The sequence below is a fragment of the Pseudomonas sp. PDM09 genome, from assembly GCF_014852305.1.
GTDB lineage: Bacteria > Pseudomonadota > Gammaproteobacteria > Pseudomonadales > Pseudomonadaceae > Aquipseudomonas.
On the sequence record NZ_JACVBI010000003.1, the window covers coordinates 93,488 to 114,162 of the forward strand.

At 58.0% G+C, this 20,675-nt stretch carries 24 protein-coding genes and 1 tRNA gene; 20 read left to right on the forward strand and 5 right to left on the reverse strand.

What is annotated here, in order from left to right:
• The first annotated feature begins 426 nt into the window (after positions 1–426).
• Both IB250_RS09130 and IB250_RS09135 read left to right on the forward strand, forming a co-directional pair.
• Positions 427–852, forward strand: coding sequence for an HIT family protein (locus IB250_RS09130; RefSeq protein WP_192343868.1), 426 nt, complete (start codon positions 427–429; stop codon positions 850–852).
• Positions 853–855: 3 nt separating this feature from the next.
• On the forward strand, positions 856–1,062 hold the full coding sequence (locus IB250_RS09135; protein WP_050683199.1) for a SlyX family protein: 207 nt from the start codon (positions 856–858) through the stop codon (positions 1,060–1,062).
• Between the two features lie 76 nt (positions 1,063–1,138).
• Here the strand turns inward: IB250_RS09135 and IB250_RS28915 are convergent, their stop codons facing one another.
• Positions 1,139–1,741 (reverse strand): cold-shock protein, encoded by a 603-nt coding sequence (locus IB250_RS28915; RefSeq protein WP_007897045.1) that lies wholly within the window; start codon positions 1,739–1,741, stop codon positions 1,139–1,141.
• A 464-nt stretch (positions 1,742–2,205) separates the two neighbouring features.
• Here IB250_RS28915 and IB250_RS09145 point away from each other — a divergent pair, with 464 nt between their 5' ends.
• From IB250_RS09145 to nadA, 18 genes are all read left to right on the forward strand, one after another.
• Positions 2,206–2,544: a ribbon-helix-helix domain-containing protein gene (locus IB250_RS09145; protein WP_192343869.1), complete on the forward strand. Its 339-nt coding sequence runs from the start codon at positions 2,206–2,208 to the stop codon at positions 2,542–2,544.
• Between the two features lie 136 nt (positions 2,545–2,680).
• Positions 2,681–2,902 carry an FmdB family zinc ribbon protein gene (locus tag IB250_RS09150; protein ID WP_010457489.1) on the forward strand — a complete coding sequence of 74 codons (222 nt, stop codon included), beginning with the start codon at positions 2,681–2,683 and terminating at the stop codon, positions 2,900–2,902.
• Positions 2,903–3,024: 122 nt separating this feature from the next.
• Positions 3,025–4,800, forward strand: a complete 1,776-nt coding sequence (gene aspS, locus IB250_RS09155) for an aspartate--tRNA ligase (RefSeq protein ID WP_008072428.1) — start codon at positions 3,025–3,027, stop codon at positions 4,798–4,800.
• Between the two features lie 123 nt (positions 4,801–4,923).
• On the forward strand, positions 4,924–5,670 hold the full coding sequence (locus IB250_RS09160; RefSeq protein WP_149657889.1) for a YebC/PmpR family DNA-binding transcriptional regulator: 747 nt from the start codon (positions 4,924–4,926) through the stop codon (positions 5,668–5,670).
• 155 nt (positions 5,671–5,825) lie between these two features.
• Positions 5,826–6,350 (forward strand): crossover junction endodeoxyribonuclease RuvC, encoded by a 525-nt coding sequence (gene ruvC, locus IB250_RS09165; RefSeq protein WP_007897036.1) that lies wholly within the window; start codon positions 5,826–5,828, stop codon positions 6,348–6,350.
• Positions 6,351–6,464: 114 nt separating this feature from the next.
• Positions 6,465–7,073, forward strand: coding sequence for a Holliday junction branch migration protein RuvA (gene ruvA, locus IB250_RS09170; protein ID WP_192343870.1), 609 nt, complete (start codon positions 6,465–6,467; stop codon positions 7,071–7,073).
• On the forward strand, positions 7,074–8,135 hold the full coding sequence (gene ruvB / locus IB250_RS09175) for a Holliday junction branch migration DNA helicase RuvB (protein ID WP_008006678.1): 1,062 nt from the start codon (positions 7,074–7,076) through the stop codon (positions 8,133–8,135).
• Between the two features lie 127 nt (positions 8,136–8,262).
• Positions 8,263–8,730 (forward strand): tol-pal system-associated acyl-CoA thioesterase, encoded by a 468-nt coding sequence (gene ybgC / locus IB250_RS09180; protein ID WP_007933231.1) that lies wholly within the window; start codon positions 8,263–8,265, stop codon positions 8,728–8,730.
• Positions 8,720–9,415 carry a protein TolQ gene (gene tolQ / locus IB250_RS09185; RefSeq protein WP_007897030.1) on the forward strand — a complete coding sequence of 232 codons (696 nt, stop codon included), beginning with the start codon at positions 8,720–8,722 and terminating at the stop codon, positions 9,413–9,415. The genes ybgC and tolQ overlap by 11 nt, the downstream gene beginning before the upstream one ends.
• Positions 9,416–9,438: 23 nt before the next feature.
• Positions 9,439–9,891 (forward strand): protein TolR, encoded by a 453-nt coding sequence (gene tolR, locus IB250_RS09190; protein ID WP_162556275.1) that lies wholly within the window; start codon positions 9,439–9,441, stop codon positions 9,889–9,891.
• Complete coding sequence (gene tolA, locus IB250_RS09195) at positions 9,891–10,970, forward strand: cell envelope integrity protein TolA (RefSeq protein WP_192343871.1); 1,080 nt, start codon at positions 9,891–9,893, stop codon at positions 10,968–10,970. Before tolR ends, tolA begins: the two co-directional genes overlap by 1 nt.
• Positions 10,971–10,987: 17 nt before the next feature.
• The gene (gene tolB, locus IB250_RS09200; RefSeq protein WP_185022094.1) at positions 10,988–12,268 is read left to right on the forward strand and encodes a Tol-Pal system beta propeller repeat protein TolB; all 1,281 of its coding nucleotides are present in this window, start codon (positions 10,988–10,990) and stop codon (positions 12,266–12,268) included.
• A 52-nt stretch (positions 12,269–12,320) separates the two neighbouring features.
• Complete coding sequence (gene pal / locus IB250_RS09205; protein WP_003178634.1) at positions 12,321–12,818, forward strand: peptidoglycan-associated lipoprotein Pal; 498 nt, start codon at positions 12,321–12,323, stop codon at positions 12,816–12,818.
• Between the two features lie 6 nt (positions 12,819–12,824).
• Complete coding sequence (ybgF, locus tag IB250_RS09210; protein ID WP_192343872.1) at positions 12,825–13,676, forward strand: tol-pal system protein YbgF; 852 nt, start codon at positions 12,825–12,827, stop codon at positions 13,674–13,676.
• A gap of 166 nt (positions 13,677–13,842) precedes the next feature.
• Positions 13,843–14,490 (forward strand): 7-carboxy-7-deazaguanine synthase QueE, encoded by a 648-nt coding sequence (gene queE, locus IB250_RS09215; RefSeq protein ID WP_008072914.1) that lies wholly within the window; start codon positions 13,843–13,845, stop codon positions 14,488–14,490.
• 1 nt (position 14,491) lies between these two features.
• Positions 14,492–15,184 carry a 7-cyano-7-deazaguanine synthase QueC gene (queC, locus tag IB250_RS09220; RefSeq protein ID WP_123495496.1) on the forward strand — a complete coding sequence of 231 codons (693 nt, stop codon included), beginning with the start codon at positions 14,492–14,494 and terminating at the stop codon, positions 15,182–15,184.
• 63 nt (positions 15,185–15,247) lie between these two features.
• Positions 15,248–15,323 (forward strand) — tRNA-Lys (locus IB250_RS09225).
• A gap of 251 nt (positions 15,324–15,574) precedes the next feature.
• Positions 15,575–16,633, forward strand: coding sequence for a quinolinate synthase NadA (nadA, locus tag IB250_RS09230; protein ID WP_048395651.1), 1,059 nt, complete (start codon positions 15,575–15,577; stop codon positions 16,631–16,633).
• Between the two features lie 135 nt (positions 16,634–16,768).
• Here nadA and IB250_RS09235 read toward each other — a convergent pair whose 3' ends face one another.
• The 4 genes from IB250_RS09235 to IB250_RS09250 form a co-directional block, all read right to left on the reverse strand.
• Positions 16,769–17,257 (reverse strand): RDD family protein, encoded by a 489-nt coding sequence (locus IB250_RS09235; protein ID WP_192343873.1) that lies wholly within the window; start codon positions 17,255–17,257, stop codon positions 16,769–16,771.
• Between the two features lie 95 nt (positions 17,258–17,352).
• The gene (locus IB250_RS09240) at positions 17,353–17,565 is read right to left on the reverse strand and encodes a cold-shock protein (protein ID WP_003175786.1); all 213 of its coding nucleotides are present in this window, start codon (positions 17,563–17,565) and stop codon (positions 17,353–17,355) included.
• Positions 17,566–17,944: 379 nt separating this feature from the next.
• Positions 17,945–19,069, reverse strand: coding sequence for a glycine cleavage system aminomethyltransferase GcvT (gcvT, locus tag IB250_RS09245; protein WP_192343874.1), 1,125 nt, complete (start codon positions 19,067–19,069; stop codon positions 17,945–17,947).
• 33 nt (positions 19,070–19,102) lie between these two features.
• Positions 19,103–20,479, reverse strand: a complete 1,377-nt coding sequence (locus IB250_RS09250) for an L-serine ammonia-lyase (protein ID WP_192343875.1) — start codon at positions 20,477–20,479, stop codon at positions 19,103–19,105.
• Positions 20,480–20,675 lie beyond the last annotated feature (196 nt).

Here is a 20,675-nt window from a genome sequence, read left to right on the forward strand (position 1 = left end):
CTTGACGCCATGCTTCGCATCGTGTTTACCACATCGATCCAGTGGGGCGACAACCAAAAACGTTACCGGTTCACCCCGCCAGTGAGTAGTTAGCGGATGCTGACGCACTGAGCGTAGACGCGTTGTGCGGTTTTGGTGCAAAAAATTTCAATTGCTGTACCGAATTCACACAGTGTCGCTTTGTGTTCGAAGCGAGCAGCCCGTTGTTTATTGGTCATTTCGGCATTTTTTGTGCGGTAACTGGTTCTGTCATGGTGCATGCCGGATCAAAATGGCTCATGTCGGGGCGCCCGGAGGACGCTGCAGGCGGCAGTTCGTCGTGAAGCGTGTGGCGTTCGCAGGTATGCTGCCGTCCTGTCGCTTGATGCGCCGTCTTTCGCAATGGGGCGCTAAGCTGAAAAAAGATCACCAGAGGGAGTGTGCGCTGTGTTCGCTTTAGATCCACGACTTCAACAAGACACGTTGCCTATCGGCGATTTCCCGCTCTGTCGGTTGCTGTTGTCCAATGACTCGAACTACCCATGGTTCATCCTCGTGCCACGCCGCGAGGATATCAGTGAGATATTTCAATTAGATGTCGCAGATCAACAGCAGCTGTGGCAGGAAACCACCGCACTGGCGGAAATGCTCAAGGACTCGTTCGACGCGGATAAATTGAACGTCGCGGCCCTGGGTAATGTCGTCAGCCAGTTGCATATGCATGTGATTGTGCGCAAGCGTGAGGACGCCGCCTGGCCAGCTCCGGTCTGGGGCAAGCAGCCGGCCAAACCCTACAGTCCAGAGCAGATCGAGACGATTCGTGAGCGGCTGCGTCTGGTGTTGACCGATGACTTCACGTTTCTGGAGGGCTAAAACATGAGCCTGGAAGAACGCGTTACCGATCTGGAAAGCCAGTTGGCGTTTCAGGATGACACCATCCAGGCATTGAGTGATGTGCTGGCGACGCAGCAACGCGCAGTGGAGCGCCTGCAACTGCAAATGGCCGCATTGCTCAAGCGGCAAGAGGAAATGGCCGGTCAGTTCGAGTCCTTCGAAGAAGAGGCGCCACCGCCGCATTACTGAGCCACATTAGTGAAGAGCAGGCCATAAAAAAACCGCGAACAGCCAGGGCTGTTCGCGGTTTTTTTTAGCCTTGGAGTCAGCGACGCGGCAGGGCGGCGATCACATCTTCAGCTTGCAGGCCTTTATCACGGTTCATCACAGAGAACTCCACGCGTTGACCTTCGACCAGAACACGGTGGCCTTCACCGCGAATTGCCCGGAAGTGCACGAAAATATCATCGCCGGAATCACGGGAAATAAAGCCGAAGCCTTTGGAGGTGTTGAACCATTTAACGGTGCCAGTATCGCGGTTGCTCATGTCATAGCTTGGCGAGGCGGCGGCCGGTGAAGATTTGTAGAAGCTGACGGCCAGGTGCAAAAGAATGGCGATCAGGGCAACGACCAGACTGAACAGAACGGCAGGTTGACCGGCGATAACAGGCATCGGGGCGAACAATGTCAGTGTTTGCAATACCACAGCCAGAACCAGCAAGGCGCTGACCAGGTTTTGCAGTTGATGACGCGGGCCTTTGTTCCAGTAAGGGATAACGGGTGCAAGGGTGAGGTTGAGCAGGCCGAAAAAGGCCAGGTACAGCGCATCGGGTTGTTGCAGGTAAGGTAGCGCTTCGGATCGCAGGCTAGGGATGAAGGACAGCAGCAAGGCTGCTGCGCCCATTAGCAGGTGGACGATTTTCAACATTTTGATTAACTCACGTTAAGACGGATCACAAGGAAGAGCTGATGGAGCACGGTTCGCTTCGGAACAATAAGAGGCGTTGGACACGTTCCCGCTATCAGCCTATGCGCAGCCCCCGGAAAATAGGCGGTAGCGACACACTGCCTATTTAACAGCAAAGCCCGCAGCTACTCAAATCAGGCGGTCCAGCGGTACTCCCGCTGGCCGCTGTGTGCATGACGCTTGCTGAGTATTATTTGCCGGCTGTGTTTCGCGCGGCTTTTTGCCGTTTCGCGGAAAGACATTGCGTCAGTTTTCGTAGGAAATCGTCCGGCCTAGGACGAGCTCCATGATCTCCCCTCAGTTGTTGGCTTATCCTACGTCGATGGTCATAAAGTCATCTAGATATCCCTGTGCGCCTGCGCTTTTATAAGGAAACGGAATATGACTCTTATAAGCAGCAAGGATGGCAAAGGAGTGTCAACGCTATGGTTTATCAAGACAGGCGAAGCGAGGGGAGGGTCAGTCCACTCAAGGACGTGAGGATTGATTCATTTGTCAGCGAATTCGATATGGGCCTGGCCCAGCCATTATCCCGGTCGGTGCGTTTGAATGGCTTTGCGACCTGTTTGCGGCTGGAGCAGGTTTATTGGGATATTTTGGGTGATATGGCCAAGGTCAATTGCTGCTCAGTCAGTGCGCTGCTGTCCCATGTGGATCGCGAAGTGCATCTGCGTCACGGCGGGGTGAAGAACTTCACCGGGCTGGTGCGGGTTGTCTGCGTCGTGCACAGCCTGAAGGAAGGAAGTTGCCCCGTCATGGCTTGACGATGGCGGTTGATCGGGTCGAGTGTCGGTCTGTGCAGTCTTACGGCTGCACAGGCTGCATTTAATGGATATAATCCCGCCCTTTGCCGCAAAGCCCAGCATGCGCGGTAGCAATCTGATCGCCGAGACAACCCCCATGCCGATGTACGACTATCAATGTGCTTCCTGTGGTCATCAGTTGGAAGCCATTCAAAAGATCAGCGCAGCACCGCTGGTCGACTGCCCTGCCTGCCAGGCGCCAGAGCTTAAAAAGATGCTGTCCATGCCGGGCTTCCGCCTCAGCGGCACCGGCTGGTACGAAACCGACTTCAAGACCGGTTCCAAGAAGAATCTGGCCGGTGGCGACAAAGCTGACTAGGGTCTAGCGCCCGGGCTGAATGACACGCGCGAGCTCTTGCATCATCCGGCACCTTACTCAAGTGTGGGGGTGCGGCAAGACCTCCAACCGAATTTCGAATTACGAGAAGTGAAACCACTACCATGATGCGCAGCCATTATTGCGGCCAACTGAACGAAAGCCTGGAAGGCCAGGAAATTACCCTTTGCGGATGGGTTCACCGTCGCCGTGACCACGGTGGGGTGATTTTCCTCGATATCCGTGATCGTGACGGTCTGGCCCAGGTGGTGTTCGACCCGGACCGCGCTGAATCCTTCGCCGCCGCCGATCGCGTGCGCAGCGAATACGTGGTCAAGATCACCGGCAAGGTACGCCTGCGTCCGGCCGGTGCCACCAACGCCAACATGGCGTCGGGCATGATCGAAGTGCTGGGCTACGAGCTTGAAGTATTGAACGAAGCGGAAACCCCGCCGTTCCCGCTGAACGAGTTCTCCGACGTCGGCGAAGAAACCCGCCTGCGTTATCGCTTCCTCGACCTGCGTCGCCCGGAAATGCTCGAGAAGCTGCGTCTGCGTTCGCGCATGACCACCAGCATCCGTCGCTTCCTGGACGAGAACGGCTTCCTCGATGTCGAGACGCCGATCCTGACCCGTGCGACTCCGGAAGGCGCTCGCGACTACCTGGTGCCGAGCCGTACTCACGCCGGTAGCTTCTTCGCCCTGCCGCAATCGCCACAGCTGTTCAAGCAGCTGCTGATGGTCGCCGGCTTCGACCGTTACTACCAGATCGCCAAGTGCTTCCGCGACGAAGATCTGCGCGCCGACCGTCAGCCGGAATTCACCCAGATCGACATCGAGACCAGCTTCCTCGATGAAAAAGAGATCATGGGTATCACCGAACAAATGATCCGCAACCTGTTCAAGGAAGTGCTGGACCTGGAATTCGGCGACTTCCCGCACATGACCTTCGAAGAGGCCATGCGTCGTTACGGTTCCGACAAGCCGGACCTGCGTAACCCGCTGGAACTGGTTGACGTTGCCGATCAACTGAAAGAAGTCGACTTCAAGGTGTTCAGCGGCCCTGCCAACGACCCGAAATGCCGCGTTGCCGCTCTGCGCGTTCCAGGCGCGGCAAGCATGCCGCGCAGCAAGATCGACGACTACACCAAGTTCGTCGGCATCTACGGTGCCAAGGGCCTGGCGTACATCAAGGTCAACGAGCGCGCCAAAGGCGTTGAAGGTCTGCAATCGCCAATCGTCAAGAACATCCCTGAGGCTAACCTGAACGTGATCCTCGATCGCGTCGGTGCAGTTGATGGCGATATCGTGTTCTTCGGCGCTGATAAATCGAAGATCGTCAGCGAAGCCTTGGGCGCGCTGCGGATCAAGGTTGGTCACGATCTGAACCTGCTGACCTGCGAGTGGGCACCGATGTGGGTCGTCGACTTCCCGATGTTCGAAGAGAACGACGACGGCAGCTTCACCGCGTTGCACCACCCGTTCACCGCGCCGAAGTGCACGCCGCAAGAACTGGAAGCCAACCCGGCAACCGCGCTGTCTCGTGCCTACGACATGGTCCTGAACGGCACCGAACTGGGTGGCGGTTCGATCCGTATCCACCGCAAGGAAATGCAACAGTCGGTGTTCCGCCTGCTGGGTATCAGCGAAGCGGAACAGGAAGAGAAGTTCGGCTTCCTGCTCGACGCCCTGAAATACGGCGCGCCGCCGCACGGTGGTCTGGCCTTCGGTCTGGACCGTCTGGTGATGCTGATGACCGGCGCCCAGTCGATCCGTGAAGTAATCGCCTTCCCGAAAACCCAGAGCGCTGCCTGCGTCATGACTCAGGCTCCGGGGCTGGTGGATGCCAAGGCATTGCGCGAACTGCACATTCGTCTGCGCGAAACGCCTAAAGCTGAGTAAGGCTGACCAGAAGGGCGCATCTTCGGATGCGCCCTTTCTATATAGACAGGTCGAGATTTTTTTTTGCTGGCTGGCGCATCATGGCGTGGCGGGCAATGTTTCAAAGATAATTCGGAGCGAGTTATGGCGGGTCATTCCAAGTGGGCGAACATCAAGCACCGCAAAGAACGTCAGGATGCCAAGAAGGGCAAGATTTTCACCAAGTGGATTCGTGAACTGACGGTTGCTGCTCGTCAGGGCGGCGGTGATCCAGGCTCCAACCCGCGCTTGCGTCTGGCGCTGGATAAAGCGCTGGGTGCGAACATGAGTCGCGACATCATCGATCGCGCAGTGGCCCGCGGTGCCGGTGCTGCCGATACCGACGACATGGTCGAACTGACCTATGAAGGTTACGGTCCGGGCGGTGTGGCGGTGATGGTCGAATGCATGACCGACAACCGCAACCGTACTGCAGCGGCTGTTCGCCATGCGTTCAGCAAGTGTGGCGGCAACCTCGGCACCGATGGTTCGGTGGCCTACCTGTTCGAGCGCAAGGGGCAGATTTCCTTCGCGCCAGGCGTGGATGAGGATGCGCTGATGGAAGCGGCCATGGAGGCTGACGCCGATGATGTGGTCGCCCACGAAGACGGTTCAATCGACGTGTTCACCTCGTTCGCCGGCTTCTATTCCGTGCGCAACGCTTTGGAGGCCGCAGGCTTCAAGGGCGATGACGCAGAAATCGTCATGCTGCCGACCACCAGTGCCGAACTGGACCTGGAAGGCGCCGAGAAGGTTCTGAAGCTGATCGACATGCTCGAAGACCTGGATGACGTGCAAAACGTGTATTCCAACGCGGACATTCCAGAGTCGGTCGCCGCGCAGCTCGGTTGATGCATTGATAAAGATCGCAGCCTTCCCTTGGCCCCTGTAGGAGCTGGCGAAGCCTGCGATCTTTTGACTTTAAGATCGAAAATCAAAAGATCGCAGCCTTCGGCAGCTCCTACACAGTTATCCTCAAGCCACCGCGATCTCTTTCTGCAGGCGTTATGACTTTAATTCTTGGTATCGACCCCGGTTCGCGTATTACCGGTTATGGCGTGGTACGTGATACCGGGCGTGGCTGCGTGTACGTGGCGTCGGGCTGCATTCGCACGGGCTCCGGCGAGCTGCATGAGCGCCTGCAAATCGTCTACCGGGGCGTGCGTGAAGTGATCCAGACCTACGGCCCGGTGACCATGGGCATCGAAAAAGTCTTCATGGCCCGCAATGCCGACTCCGCCCTCAAGCTCGGTCAGGCCCGCGGCGCTGCCATCGTGGCCGGCGCCGAGGAAAGCCTGGAAATCGCCGAATACACCGCGACCCAAGTCAAACAGGCGGTGACCGGCACCGGCGGGGCGAATAAAGAGCAGGTGCAGATGATGGTCATGCACATGCTGAAATTGACCAGCAAGCCGCAAATCGATGCTTCGGATGCCCTGGCCATCGCGATTTGCCACGCTCACACCCGTTCCAGCCTGTTGCCTCATGGTCTGGGCACTGCACGCAGTCGTGGCGGGCGCCTGCGTCTCTGATAGCATCAGCAATCATTTTTATGGAATGAGGGTTTTGCGCCTGTGTTGTCGGCGCAAAACCCTTGTTCTGTCAGTCGCCAGCACTGATCTGGCCAAGGCTCAAGGATCTGAAACGTGATTGGACGCTTGCGCGGCACTTTGGCTGAGAAACAGCCGCCGCACCTGATTCTGGATGTAAACGGTCTGGGGTATGAGCTGGAAGTCCCCATGACCACGCTTTATCGCTTGCCGTCGGTCGGTGAACCACTGACCTTGCACACCCATTTGGTCGTACGCGAAGACGCGCAGTTACTCTATGGCTTCTTTGGCAAGCGCGAGCGAGACTTTTTTCGCGAGCTGATCCGTCTCAATGGTGTGGGGCCGAAACTGGCGCTGGCCTTGATGTCGAGCCTGGAGGTCGATGAACTGGTTCGTTGCGTGCAGTCCCAGGACACTTCGGCGCTGACCAAGGTGCCGGGGGTTGGCAAGAAAACGGCCGAGCGTTTGCTGGTGGAACTCAAGGATCGCTTCAAGGCCTGGGAAACCGTGCCGGCTATGTTCGCGTTGGTGCCAAACCAGCCGGGTGGGCCAGCTCCGGTCGCCACCGCCGAAAATGATGCGGTCAGCGCGCTGATTTCCCTGGGCTACAAGCCGCAGGAAGCCAGCAAGGCGATTTCTGCGATCAAGGAGAAAGGTTTGAGCAGTGAAGACATGATTCGTCGTGCCCTTAAGGGAATGATCTAAGTGATTGAAGCTGATCGTCTGATCGCCGCCACGGGAGGTCCCCGTGACCGCGAGGAAGTCCAGGACCGGGCGATTCGTCCCGTCAGCCTGGCCGAATACATTGGCCAGCCGACTGTTCGCGAGCAAATGGAGTTGTTCATCCAGGCTGCGCGCGGGCGCAATGAATCCCTGGACCACACGCTGATTTTCGGCCCGCCGGGACTGGGTAAAACCACCCTGGCCAACATCATTGCCCAGGAAATGGGCGTGTCGATCAAAAGCACCTCGGGGCCGGTTCTTGAGCGTCCGGGTGATTTGGCAGCGTTGCTGACCAACCTTGAACCCCATGACGTGCTGTTCATCGACGAGATCCATCGGTTGTCGCCGATCGTCGAAGAAGTGCTGTACCCGGCGATGGAAGATTTCCAGCTCGACATCATGATCGGCGAAGGGCCGGCCGCGCGCTCGATCAAACTCGATCTGCCGCCGTTCACCCTGGTCGGCGCAACCACCCGGGCCGGCATGCTGACCAACCCGTTGCGCGACCGTTTCGGGATCGTTCAGCGTCTGGAGTTCTACAACACCGCCGACCTGGCAACGATTGTCAGCCGTTCGGCGAACATTCTCGGTTTGCCGCTGGACCCGGAAGGCGCCTTCGAAATCGCCCGCCGTGCCCGTGGCACGCCGCGGATCGCCAACCGCTTGCTGCGCCGAGTGAGGGATTTCGCCGAGGTTCGCGCCAAAGGCCATATCACCAAACCGATCGCCGACCTGGCGCTGAATTTGCTGGATGTCGACGAGCGTGGTTTCGACCATCAGGACCGACGCCTGCTGCTGACCATGATCGAGAAGTTCGACGGTGGGCCGGTGGGGGTGGACAGTCTGGCGGCGGCGATCAGCGAAGAGCGTCACACCATTGAAGACGTGCTGGAGCCGTATTTGATCCAGCAGGGCTATATCATGCGCACTCCGCGGGGGCGGGTGGTCACTCGGCATGCGTACCTGCATTTCGGTTTAAACATCCCGTCACGATTAGGCGAGATGCCTGTGGTAGACGAGTTCCTCGATGCCGTGGACGATTAGTAACCTTTGCGCGCTGATTTATTCGGGGTTTGTGCTGTCCCAGGACCGTACTTTCGCCGCAAAGCCGCGAATCAATGAAAAACAGTTGCCTGGCCGGATTGGCAACCTGAGGAGTAAGCACTAGAGTATGCGCGCGCAAAACGGGCTTGAGCCGTTCGCACATCGTTGTCGAGTTTATTACGAGGACACCGATGCGGGCGGCATCGTGTATTACGTCAATTACCTCAAGTTTATGGAACGGGCTCGAACCGAGCGGCTCCGGGAGCTGGGCTTTGCCCAGTCGGCGCTGGCAGGGGAGGACCTGTTGTTTGTCGTGCATTCCAGCGAAGCGCGTTACCACGCGCCGGCGCGACTGGACGATGAACTGCTGGTAAGCGCTGAAGTAATTGAATTGAACCGGGTCAGCCTGCGCTTCAAACAGCAGGTCAGGCGGGCTACGGATAATGTGCTGCTCTGCGAAGGGCAGTTTCTGGTGGCCTGTGTGCGCACCAACAGTTTGAAACCCCGGGCCATTCCCGAAGCTCTACGTGCGGCCTTTGCCGACGTGAGCGGCGCGGGTACACACTCAAAGCAGGAGATAAAGCGTGGAAGCTAACGTCGTCGACCATTCCTCCATGTGGAGCCTGGTCAGCAATGCCAGTATCGTGGTGCAACTGGTAATGCTGATCCTGGTAGCCGCATCGGTGACCTCATGGATCATGATCTTTCAGCGCAGCAACTTGCTGCGCGCCGGTCGACGTGCCCTGGAGAGCTTTGAAGAGCGCTTCTGGTCCGGTATCGACCTGTCCAAACTCTACCGTCAGGCCGGCAGCAACCCTGATCCGGATTCGGGTGTGGAGCAAATCTTCCGTGCCGGTTTCAAGGAATTCTCCCGTCTGCGTCAGCAGTCGGGCGTTGACCCGGAAGCAGTCATGGAAGGCGTGGCCCGTGCCATGCGCGTGGCCATCTCCCGCGAGGAAGAAAAACTCGAGCAGAGCCTGCCGTTTCTCGCCACCGTCGGTTCCGTCAGCCCGTACATCGGTCTGTTCGGTACGGTCTGGGGCATCATGAACTCCTTCCGTGGTCTGGCAACTGCCCAGCAAGCGACCCTGGCCACTGTGGCCCCAGGTATCGCCGAAGCACTGATCGCTACCGCGATCGGTCTGTTCGCCGCCATCCCGGCCGTTATCGCGTACAACCGTTTTGCTGCTCGCAGCGAAACCCTGCTGGGCCGTTACTACACCTTCGCCGATGAATTCCAGGCGATCCTGCACCGCAAAGTGCACACCAGCGAAGAATAAGCAGGTAATTTCCAATGGCTTTAATCGCTCGAGCTCGCAAAAAGCGCAAGCCGGTTGCCGAGATGAACGTGGTGCCTTACATCGACGTGATGCTGGTACTGCTGGTCATCTTCATGGTGACCGCGCCGATGCTCAATCAGGGCGTGAAAGTTGATCTGCCCAAGGTTTCCAGCGAAGCCTTGCCGCAGGACAACAACACTCAGGTCCTGACCATTTCGATCAAGTCTGACAAGACCTACTACTGGAACCTTGGCAGCGAAGTCGACACCGAAAAGCAGCAGGACAAGGCCATGACCTTGCCGCAAATGACTGACGCGGTGACCAAGATCATTCGCGCCGGTACTGAAGGCGGCAAGCGTACCCAGGTATTCATTCGTGGCGACAAAACCGTCGATTACGGCTCCGTCATGGGCGCGATGGGCGGGTTGCAGAAAGCCGGGGTCGGTAATGTTGGCTTGATTACCGAGGCACCCTGATGCAGCAAATGCGAGAGCCGTCCGCCTCGGAAAGCTACTTCTGGCCTAGTGTCTGGGCGATTGTCTTGCACGTGCTGGTGTTCGGCATGCTGTTCGTCAGTTTCGCCTTCACACCGGAGCTGCCGCCGGCCAAGCCGATCGTCCAGGCGACCCTGTACCAGTTGAAATCGAAAAGTCGGGCGACTACCCAGACCAATCAGAAGATTGCGGGTGAAGCGCAGAAATCTGCTGCGCGCCAGACCGAAGTCGAACAGATGGAACAGAAAAAGATCGAGCAGGAAGCGATTAAGGCCGCGGAACAAAAGAAGGAAGATGCGGCTCAAAAAGCCGAAGAATCCAAGAAGGCCGACGAGACGAAGAAAGCGGAAGAGGCAAAAAAGGCTGATGAAGCCAAGAAAGCCGATGAAGCCAAGAAGACCGCCGAAGCCAAAAAGGCCGAAGAGAAACAATTGGCTGATATAGCCAAGAAGAAATCTGAAGAAGAAGCCAAGAAAGCTGCTGAAGAAGAGGCCAAGAAAGCGGCCGCTGAAGAAGCGAAGAAAAAGATCGTCGAAGACGCGAAGAAGAAAGCCGCCGAAGACGCCAAGAAGAAATCTGAAGCTGAAGAGGCGAAGAAGAAAGTCGCCGAAGACGCGAAGAAGAAAGCTGCTGCCGATGCTGCGAAGAAAAAATCGCAGGAAGCGTCGCGTAAATCCGCCGAAGAGAAAAAGGCTCAGGCCCTGGCAGATTTGCTTTCCGACACGCCGCAGCGTCAGCAGGCCTTGGCCGATGAGCAGGGTGACGAGGTCGCCGGCAGTTACGATGATCTGATTCGTGCTCGTGCAGCGGAAGGTTGGGCTCGTCCACCTTCGGCACGCAAAGGCATGACGGTCGTGTTGCAAATCGGCATGTTGCCCGATGGTACGGTGACTTCGGTTGGCGTGGCCAAGTCCAGCGGCGATGGTCCGTTTGACGCTTCCGCTGTAGCGGCGGTCAAGAACATTGGACGTTTGACAGAAATGCAGGGAATGAAGCCGAGCGATTTCGCTCCGTATCGTTCATTCAAGATGACATTCACACCTGAGGATCTAGCCTTGTGAGAAACCTTCTTCGAGGAATGCTTGTCGTTATCTGCTGCATGGCAGGGATAGCGGCAGCAGATGAAAAAAACATTCTGGTCACCAGCGGCAGTGATCGGGCCACCCCGATCGCAGTCGTTCCGTTTGGCAACCAGGGCGGCAGCGTTCTGCCGGACGACATGGCCGAAATTATCGGTAACGACCTGCGCAACTCGGGTTACTACTCGCCGATTCCAAAACAGAACATGATCAGCCAGCCAAGCCAGGCCAGCGAAATCATCTTCCGTGATTTCAAGGCGCTGGGTGCCCAGTACGTCATGGTCGGCAGCATTGTTCCAGCGGGCGGTCGCCTGCAGGTTCAATACGCACTGTTCAACGTCGCCACCGAGCAGCAAGTGCTGACCGGCAGCGTGTCGGGTAGCGTCGATCAACTGCGCGACATGGCGCATTACATCTCCGACCAGTCGTTCGAGAAACTCACCGGTATCAAAGGTGCGTTCTCGACTCGTCTGCTGTACGTGACGGCCGAGCGGTTCTCCGAGAAGAACACTCGCTACACGTTGCAACGTTCGGACTATGACGGTGCCCGTGCCGTGACACTGCTGCAATCGCGCGAGCCGATCCTGTCGCCGCGTTTTGCACCGGATGGCAAGCGCATTGCCTATGTGTCGTTCGAGCAGAAGCGTCCGCGCATTTTCATGCAGAACATCGACACCGGTCGCCGTGAGCAGATCACCAACTTCGAAGGCCTGAATGGTGCGCCAGCCTGGTCGCCGGATGGTCAGCGTCTGGCATTCGTACTGTCGAAAGACGGTAACCCGGACATCTATGTGATGAACCTGGGTTCGCGTCAGATCAGTCGCGTCACCAACGGTCAGGGCATCAACACCGAACCGTTCTGGGGTAAAGATGGTTCGACCATCTACTTCACCTCCGACCGTGGTGGCAAGCCACAGATCTACAAAACCAGCGCAAGCGGTGGTGGTGCGGAGCGTGTGACCTTCATCGGTAACTACAACGCCAACCCTAAACTGTCGGCCGATGAAAAGACCCTGGTGATGATCCATCGTCAGGAAGGCTTCACCAATTTCAAGGTGGCGGCCCAGGATTTGCAGCGCGGTAGTGTAAAGATCCTCACTGATAGCACTCTGGACGAGTCGCCTACTGTTGCGCCCAACGGCACCATGGTAATCTACGCCACCCGCCAGCAGGGCCGGGGAGTCTTGATGCTCGTGTCCATTAATGGACGCGTGAGGCTCCCGCTTCCTACCGCACAAGGCGAAGTCAGAGAACCGTCCTGGTCCCCTTACCTGAACTGACGCGGCGCTACACGTTGTACTTAACACACTGGGGTTCATTAGGAGTTTCACGATGGAAATGCTGAAGTTTGGTAAATTTGCTGCGCTGGCTCTGGCCATGGCTGTAGCTGTAGGTTGCTCGTCCAAAGGCGGCGACAACGCCGGTGAAGGCGCTGTTGATCCAAACGCTGGTTACGGCGCTAACACTGGTGCTGTTGACGGCTCCCTGAGCGAAGAAGCTGCTCTGCGCGCAATCACCACCTTCTACTTCGAATACGACAGCTCGGACCTGAAGCCAGAAGCCATGCGCGCTCTGGACGTTCACGCCAAAGACCTGAAAGCAAACGGCGCTCGCGTTGTTCTGGAAGGCAACACCGACGAACGTGGTACTCGTGAGTACAACATGGCACTGGGCGAGCGTCGTGCGAAAGCCGTTCAGCGTTACCTGGTACTGCAAGGTGTTTCCCCAGCTCAGCTGGAACTGGTTTCCTACGGCGAAGAGCGTCCAGTTGCTACCGGCAACGACGAGCAGTCCTGGGCTCAAAACCGTCGCGTCGAACTGCGTAAGTAATTCGTCATGCGAACGTGCCGTCGTGCTGTAACTGTTTTGGCTCTCAGCCTCGCACCGCTTGCGGTGTGGGCTGCGGTTCCTGTGGTCGAGGACAACTCCGGCTATAACAATAGCGGGAGTAGTTATCCGCCTGCGGGTTACGGTACGAACGGCGCCTATGCCGGGGGAGGGGTTTCGGCCCCTGTCTCGGCACAGGGCGAGCTGTTCAACCAACTGCAATCGATGCAGGAGCAGATCTCGCGCCAACAGGGTGTGATTGAAGTTCTGCAAAATGATGTAGCGCGCATGAAGCAAGAGAACCTGGAGCGATATCAGGATCTTGATCGGCGCATAGGAACCGGCGTTGCACCAGCCGCGACTCCTGATAATTCTTCCACCGGTGGCAACTTGAATGCCCCCGGTGCAGCAGCCGGCGCAGGTGCGGGAGCGGCAGCCGCTGCCACTTCCACACAAGCGCCTGCCGCGGGTGGCGAACCGGCTGATCCGGCGAAGGAGAAACTGTATTACGATGCAGCCTTCGACCTGATCAAAGCCAAGGATTTCGACAAGGCCAGCCAGGCTTTCGCCGCATTCCTGCGCAAATACCCGAACAGCCAGTACGCGGGCAACGCCCAGTACTGGTTGGGTGAAGTGAACCTGGCCAAAGGCGATCTGCAAGGCGCAGGTCAGGCATTTGCCAAGGTATCGCAGCTGTACCCCAAGCACCCAAAAGTGCCTGACTCGCTGTACAAGCTCGCTGATGTAGAGCGCCGCCTCGGTCATACCGACCGGGTCAAAGGCATTCTGCAGCAGGTCGTGTCCCAATATCCGGGCACTTCCGCCGCTCAGCTGGCGCAGCGGGACTTGCAGCGCATGTAAGCTTGCTTGGACTGTTTTGAAGAAACCCGCGCTTGTCGCGGGTTTTTTCGTTAGAATTCATGCCCTTTTTATGAAACACGCTTTTTGGGATCTGCGCGTTGGCGAGGTTCCTTGAAGTGCCTGACGGAGGCGGACAGCCTGTTTAGCTGTTACGCCCGTGGCGACTATGCAAGACACATTGAGAATCACCGAAGTTTTCTACTCGTTGCAGGGTGAAACGCGGACTGCCGGGCTGCCCACTGTTTTTGTGCGCCTGACCGGTTGCCCATTGCGTTGCCAATACTGCGACAGCGCCTACGCCTTCACGGGCGGCACCATTCGCACGCTCGATGACATCCTCGAGCAAGTGGCCGGTTTTCGCCCGCGTTACGTCTGTGTCACGGGCGGCGAGCCCCTGGCGCAACCTAATGCCATTCCCTTGCTCAAGCAGTTGTGTGATGCCGGCTACGAAGTGTCGCTGGAAACCAGTGGCGCGCTGGATATCTCGGCGGTCGATCCACGGGTCAGTCGCGTCGTCGACCTGAAAACCCCGGGTTCAAAAGAAGCACATCGCAACCGCTACGAGAACATCGAGCTGCTCACGCCTAACGATCAGGTAAAGTTTGTCATCTGCTCGCGGGAAGACTACGACTGGGCCGTGTCCAAGCTGATTCAGTACGGTCTTGACCAGCGTGCCGGCGAAGTCCTGTTCTCGCCGAGCCACCATGACCTGAACGCGCGTGATCTGGCGGACTGGGTGGTGGCGGACAATCTGCCTGTGCGCCTGCAATTGCAGCTGCATAAATATCTTTGGAATGACGAGCCGGGGCGCTGAAATGACTGAACAACTGAACACTGTCGAAAAACGTGCGGTCATCTTGCTGTCCGGTGGCCTCGACTCCGCGACAGTCGTGGCCATGGCGCGTGCTGAAGGCTATAGCTGCTACACCATGAGCTTCGATTACGGTCAGCGGTCTCACGCCGAATTGCACGCCGCCGCACGCGTCGCCCAAGACTTGGGTGTGGTCGAGCACAAGGTGATCGGCCTGAACCTGAACGGTATCGGCGGCTCGGCGTTGACCGACACTAGTATCGATGTGCCGGAAACACCGGGTGAAGGTATCCCGGTGACTTACGTGCCGGCGCGCAACACCGTGTTTCTGTCCTTGGCGCTGGGCTGGGCCGAAGTGCTGGGCGCGCGTGACATCTTTATCGGCGTTAACGCGGTGGATTACTCCGGTTACCCGGATTGCCGTCCCGAGTTCATCGAAGCCTTCGAGCGCATGGCCAACCTGGCGACCAAGGCCGGGGTAGAAGGGCAGGGCTTCCGTATCCAGGCGCCACTGCAGAACCTGAGCAAGGCGCAGATCGTTCAGGCTGGCGTGAAGCTTGGCGTCGATTACGGGCTGACCGTTTCCTGCTATCAGGCAGACGATAATGGCCGCGCCTGCGGTAAATGTGACAGCTGCCGCCTGCGTGCAGAAGGCTTCGCGGCGGCCGGTGTGACCGACCCAACACCTTATTTTTGATTTATTTCAAATTAGGTGTTGAATAGTCCTTAAAAATCAGTATTATACGCGCCACCACACAGCGGGTCGTTAGCTCAGTTGGTAGAGCAGTTGGCTTTTAACCAATTGGTCGTAGGTTCGAATCCCACACGACCCACCATTTTAAAAAATCTGGAAGGCCCACGTAAGTGAGGATTTCCGGGTTTTTTTTTGCCTGCGATTTGAGGTCCACTCAGTCCGGGTGACGCAGGTCAGAATCATCTTTTGCATCCACGGGATATTCTGTAGCCTTGCGCAGCTTCAACGCTATCCACGCCTGATGAATACTCACTCTCCCGGCGGTACCCTTAAGGGTCCGGAGCCGGGTGTATACTCGACTTTCGCGCGAAAGCGCCTGCAGGTCTTGCGAACATGACGCAGATTTCCGAACGCCTTCTGGTTCAAGCCCACCTCGACGCCAAGCAGCCCAAGCCGCTGACCGCCGAGGAAGAGGCTTATTACCGTACTGCCATCGCTGCCGAGCTCAAGGCTCAGGACGCGGTGCTGGTTGCCCACTTCTATTGCGATCCGGTCATTCAGGCCCTGGCCGAAGAAACCGGTGGTTGCGTCTCCGACTCTCTGGAGATGGCCCGCTTCGGCAATGCCCACCCGGCCAAGACCGTGGTGGTCGCCGGCGTGAAGTTCATGGGCGAAACCGCGAAAATCCTCAACCCTGAAAAACGCGTGCTGATGCCGACCCTGGAAGCGACTTGCTCGCTGGACCTGGGTTGCCCGGTGGACGAGTTCTCGGCGTTCTGCGATCAGCATCCGGAACGTACGGTGGTGGTGTATGCCAACACCTCGGCGGCGGTCAAAGCCCGGGCAGACTGGGTAGTGACGTCCAGCTGTGCGCTGGAAATCGTCGAAAGCCTGATGGATAACGGCGAAACCATCATCTGGGCCCCGGACAAGCACCTGGGCACTTACATCCAGCGCAAGACCGGTGCCGACATGCTGCTGTGGGACGGTGCTTGCATCGTCCATGAAGAGTTCAAGGCCAAACAGCTCGAAGACATGAAAGCGCTGTACCCGGATGCGGCCATCCTGGTGCACCCGGAATCGCCGACCGCCGTCATCGATTTGGCCGACGCGGTGGGTTCCACCAGTCAGCTGATCGCTGCGGCGCAAAGTCTGCCGAACAAGACCCTGATCGTCGCCACCGACCGCGGCATCTTCTACAAGATGCAGCAGCTGTGCCCGGACAAGGTCTTCATCGAAGCGCCAACGGCCGGTAACGGCGCAGCCTGCCGCAGTTGCGCACATTGCCCGTGGATGGCGATGAACACCCTTGAGCGCACGCTGAAGAGCTTGCGCGAGGGCACCAACGAGATCTTCGTTGATCCGGCGTTGATTCCGCAGGCGGTGCGGCCGTTGAAGCGGATGCTTGATTTCACGCAGGCGGCGCGGATGAAGTTGGCCGGCAACGCCTGAGGTCTGTCAGTCAAGATGGAAAAACTGTGGGAGCGGGCTTGCTCGCGAAATCGGTGTGTCAGACAACATCAATGTTGAATGATATGCCCTCTTCGCGAGCAAGCCCGCTCCCACAGTGATTTGTGTATAGCTGAATCACTTTGTCTTCTTCGGAATCCGCACGAGCTGGGTGCTGGAGTAGATGTCATGCCAGCTGCGCTTCTGCTTGTCGAACAGCGACCAGAAGAACCCCAGCCCGAGGCATAGCCAGGACGCGATCGACACCACAAAGCGCAACAGAGCCTGCCACAGGCTGATGGATGAGCCGTCGGCGTTTTGCACGCGGATGCCCCACACCTGCATCCCCAGCGTCTGCCCCGACCAGGTCCAGAACTTGGCAAAGAAGCCGAACAGCACGAACAACAGCACCGTCGATAGCAGTGGATCACCGTCCAGTGCACCGGCTTCGGTCAAGGCACGCATTTGGCCTTCGCCGATGATCGCCATCTGGATCATCTTGTAAACGCCGCTGGTGACGATCAGCAGGGCGGTGCATAACAGGAAGTCGTAGAACATCGCTGCCAGGCGACGACCCAGGCCGACGGTGGGGAAGTCGCCCTGTGGGTAGAGCAGGTGTTTCGACATGGCAGCCTCTGAACGGAAAAAGAAGCCATTTTACGGATTTACGCGCACAAAAAAGCCCCTGATATCAGTATCAGGGGCTTTTTCGTTACAGAAGATCAGGCTTCTGCTTGTACTTCGTCAGCCTGCATGCCTTTCTGGCCTTGCACAGCAACGAAAGTCACTTTCTGGCCTTCTTTCAGGCTCTTGAAGCCGTTGCCCTGAATAGCGCGGAAATGTACGAACAGATCCGGACCGCTTTCTGGAGTGATAAAACCAAAACCTTTCTCGTCGTTAAACCACTTGACGGTACCGCTCTGACGTTGGGACATTTCTTATTTCCTTTGACGCAAAAATGAATGACAGTCTCCTTCTGGTGAAAGAGTACTGGGGCTGGTTGCAGGAGAGTAAGAAGACGTCGAACGGGATGTAGCTAACTTGTAGGCTACTGCCCAGGTCACGATTCCAAGCGACCCATGCAAACACAGTGAACAAACTCTACGCCAACTACGGGAGAAAAAACAAGCCCTGCGAAGGCCCGGATTTCCTCGGGTTGGTGGCACTAGCGCCGGCTTATTCGATGGAGTTGTTCAGTTGTTTTCGATCGTTATAAGTAACGTTCATAAACGAAACGTTCGCACTGTTTTATGGCGGCTGCGTTACAGATTAGTGCACTGTTAACGCAACCGCGTTACTTATAGAAACGGTCGATCAACCACGATAGTAGCGTTGTGGAACAAATGGCATTTTGCTTACAAGCAAAGGCACCTTTTTCCCACGAACAATTGCCCAAACCGGCGTATTCAAAGCGATATAAGCGCTGTCGAGGTAACCCATGGCCAAAGGACCGCCGAGGGTCGGACCGAAGCCGCCGCTGCACACGCTGCCGATGATTTCGCCGGCTTCGTTGACGATTTCCGCACCTTCGCGCACCGGCGTACGTTCCTGCGGCAGCAGGCCAACGCGTTTGCGGCTGACACCGGCTTGCTGCTGGGCGAAAACGATTTCAGCGCCGGGGAAGCCACCGGCCCGCGCGCCATCGGCACGACGAGGCTTGGAGATGGCCCACAGCAGGCTGGCTTCGATTGGGGTGGTTTCGGTGTTCATGTCGTGGCCGTAGAGGCACAGGCCGGCTTCCAGGCGCAGGGAGTCGCGAGCGCCGAGGCCGATGGCCGCCACTTCCGGTTCGGCCAGCAAGGCGCGAGCCAGGACTTCGGCATTGGCGGCCGGTACGGAGATTTCGAAACCGTCTTCACCGGTGTAGCCCGAACGGCTGACAAAGCAGTCCACGCCCAACAACTTCACACGGGCGAACTGCATAAAGGTCATCTTCGCCACTTCCGGCGCCAGGCGTGCGAGCACCGTGACGGCGGCCGGACCTTGCAACGCCAGCAGTGCGCGTTCTTCGAACAGCGGCTCGATGGTGCACTGGTCGCCGATGTGCTTGCGCAGGTGCGCCAGGTCCTGATCCTTGCAAGCGGCGTTGACCACCAGGAACAGTTCGTCGTTACCGAGGTTGGCGACCATCAGGTCGTCGAGGATGCCGCCGGTCTCGTTGGTGAACATCGCGTAGCGCTGCATGCCCACCGGCAAATCGATGATGTCCACTGGCACCAGCGTTTCCAGGGCCTTGGCAGCGTTGGCGCCGGTCAGGCGGATCTGGCCCATGTGCGAAACATCGAACAACCCGGCCTGATCACGGGTGTGCTGGTGTTCTTTCATCACGCCCAGCGGGTATTGCACCGGCATGTCGTAGCCGGCGAACGGCACCATGCGGGCGCCGAGTTCGAGGTGCAGTGCGTGCAACGGGGTTTTCAACAGTTGTTCGGTGGACATATCCAGCTCCTGAAAATAGTGCAGATGCGCGCATCAGCACTCGATAATGTTGACCGCCAAACCGCCACGGGCGGTTTCCTTGTATTTGCTTTTCATGTCGGCGCCGGTCTGGCGCATGGTGCGGATGACTTTGTCGAGGGAGACGAAGTGCTGACCGTCGCCTCGCAGGGCCATGCGCACCGCATTGATGGCCTTGACCGAGCCCATGGCATTGCGCTCGATGCAAGGTACTTGCACCAATCCGCCAATCGGGTCGCAGGTCAGGCCGAGGTTGTGTTCCATGCCGATTTCGGCGGCGTTTTCCACCTGCTGCACGGTGCCGCCCAGCACTTCACACAAGGCACCGGCGGCCATGGAACAGGCGACGCCAACCTCGCCCTGACAGCCGACTTCGGCGCCGGAGATCGAGGCGTTTTCCTTGTACAGAATGCCGATCGCGGCGGCCGTCAGCAGAAAGCGCACGACGCCGTCTTCGTTGGCACCGGGGATGAAGCGCATGTAGTAATGCAACACCGCCGGGATGATTCCGGCTGCACCGTTGGTGGGCGCGGTGACCACGCGTCCGCCGTTGGCGTTTTCTTCGTTGACCGCCAGGGCGTACAGGTTGACCCAGTCCAGCACCGACAGCGGATCGCGCAGTGACGATTCCGGGTTGTTGCACAGTTGCCGATGCAGCGCTGCAGCCCGGCGTTTGACCTTCAGTCCACCGGGCAGGATGCCTTCGTTGCGGCAACCGGCGGCGACGCAGTCTTGCATCACTTGCCAGATCTTCAGCAAACCGGCACGGGTTTCCGCCTCCGGACGCCAGGCACTTTCGTTGGTCAGCATCACTTGGCTGATGGACAAGCCATAGGTGGTGCAATGACCGAGCAAGTCCTTGGCGCTTTTGAACGGGAAAGTCAGCGGTGTCGCGTCTTCGACGATGCGGTCGGCGCCGGCAGCGTCTTCATCGACCACGAACCCGCCACCAACCGAGTAGTACTCGCGGCTGCGGATTTGCAGGCCAGCGGCATCGAATGCGCGAAAGATCATGCCATTGGGGTGATAGGCCAACGGTTTGCGAATCATCGCCAGGTGTTCTTTCTCGTTGAACGCAATGCTGTGTTCGCCGAGCAGGTTCAAGCGACCGTTGCCGCGAATTTCTTGCAGGCGAGCGGCGACGGTTTCGGTGTCTACAGTATCCGGGTGTTCGCCTTCCAGGCCCAGCAACACAGCCTTGTCGCTGCCGTGGCCTTTGCCGGTGGCGCCGAGCGAGCCGTAGAGCTCGACTTTGACGCAGGTGGTTGCCGCCAGCTGCCCTTCACGGCGCAGACCTTCGGCGAAACGCGCAGCGGCACGCATCGGGCCGACGGTGTGGGAGCTGGAGGGGCCGATGCCAATCTTGAACAGGTCGAACACGCTTAACGACATGGTTGTTCTCCGGTTTCTTGTTATAGGAATTGGCGGAATAATAATGAGACTTGCATAGATCCCTGTGGGAGCGGGCTTGCTCGCGAAAGCGGTGGGTCAGATAACATTGATGGTTGACTGATCCACCGCTTTCGCGAGCAAGCCCGCTCCCACAAGGGGATATGCGGTGTTCTTGGGAGGGGCGAGTAAACCCGCC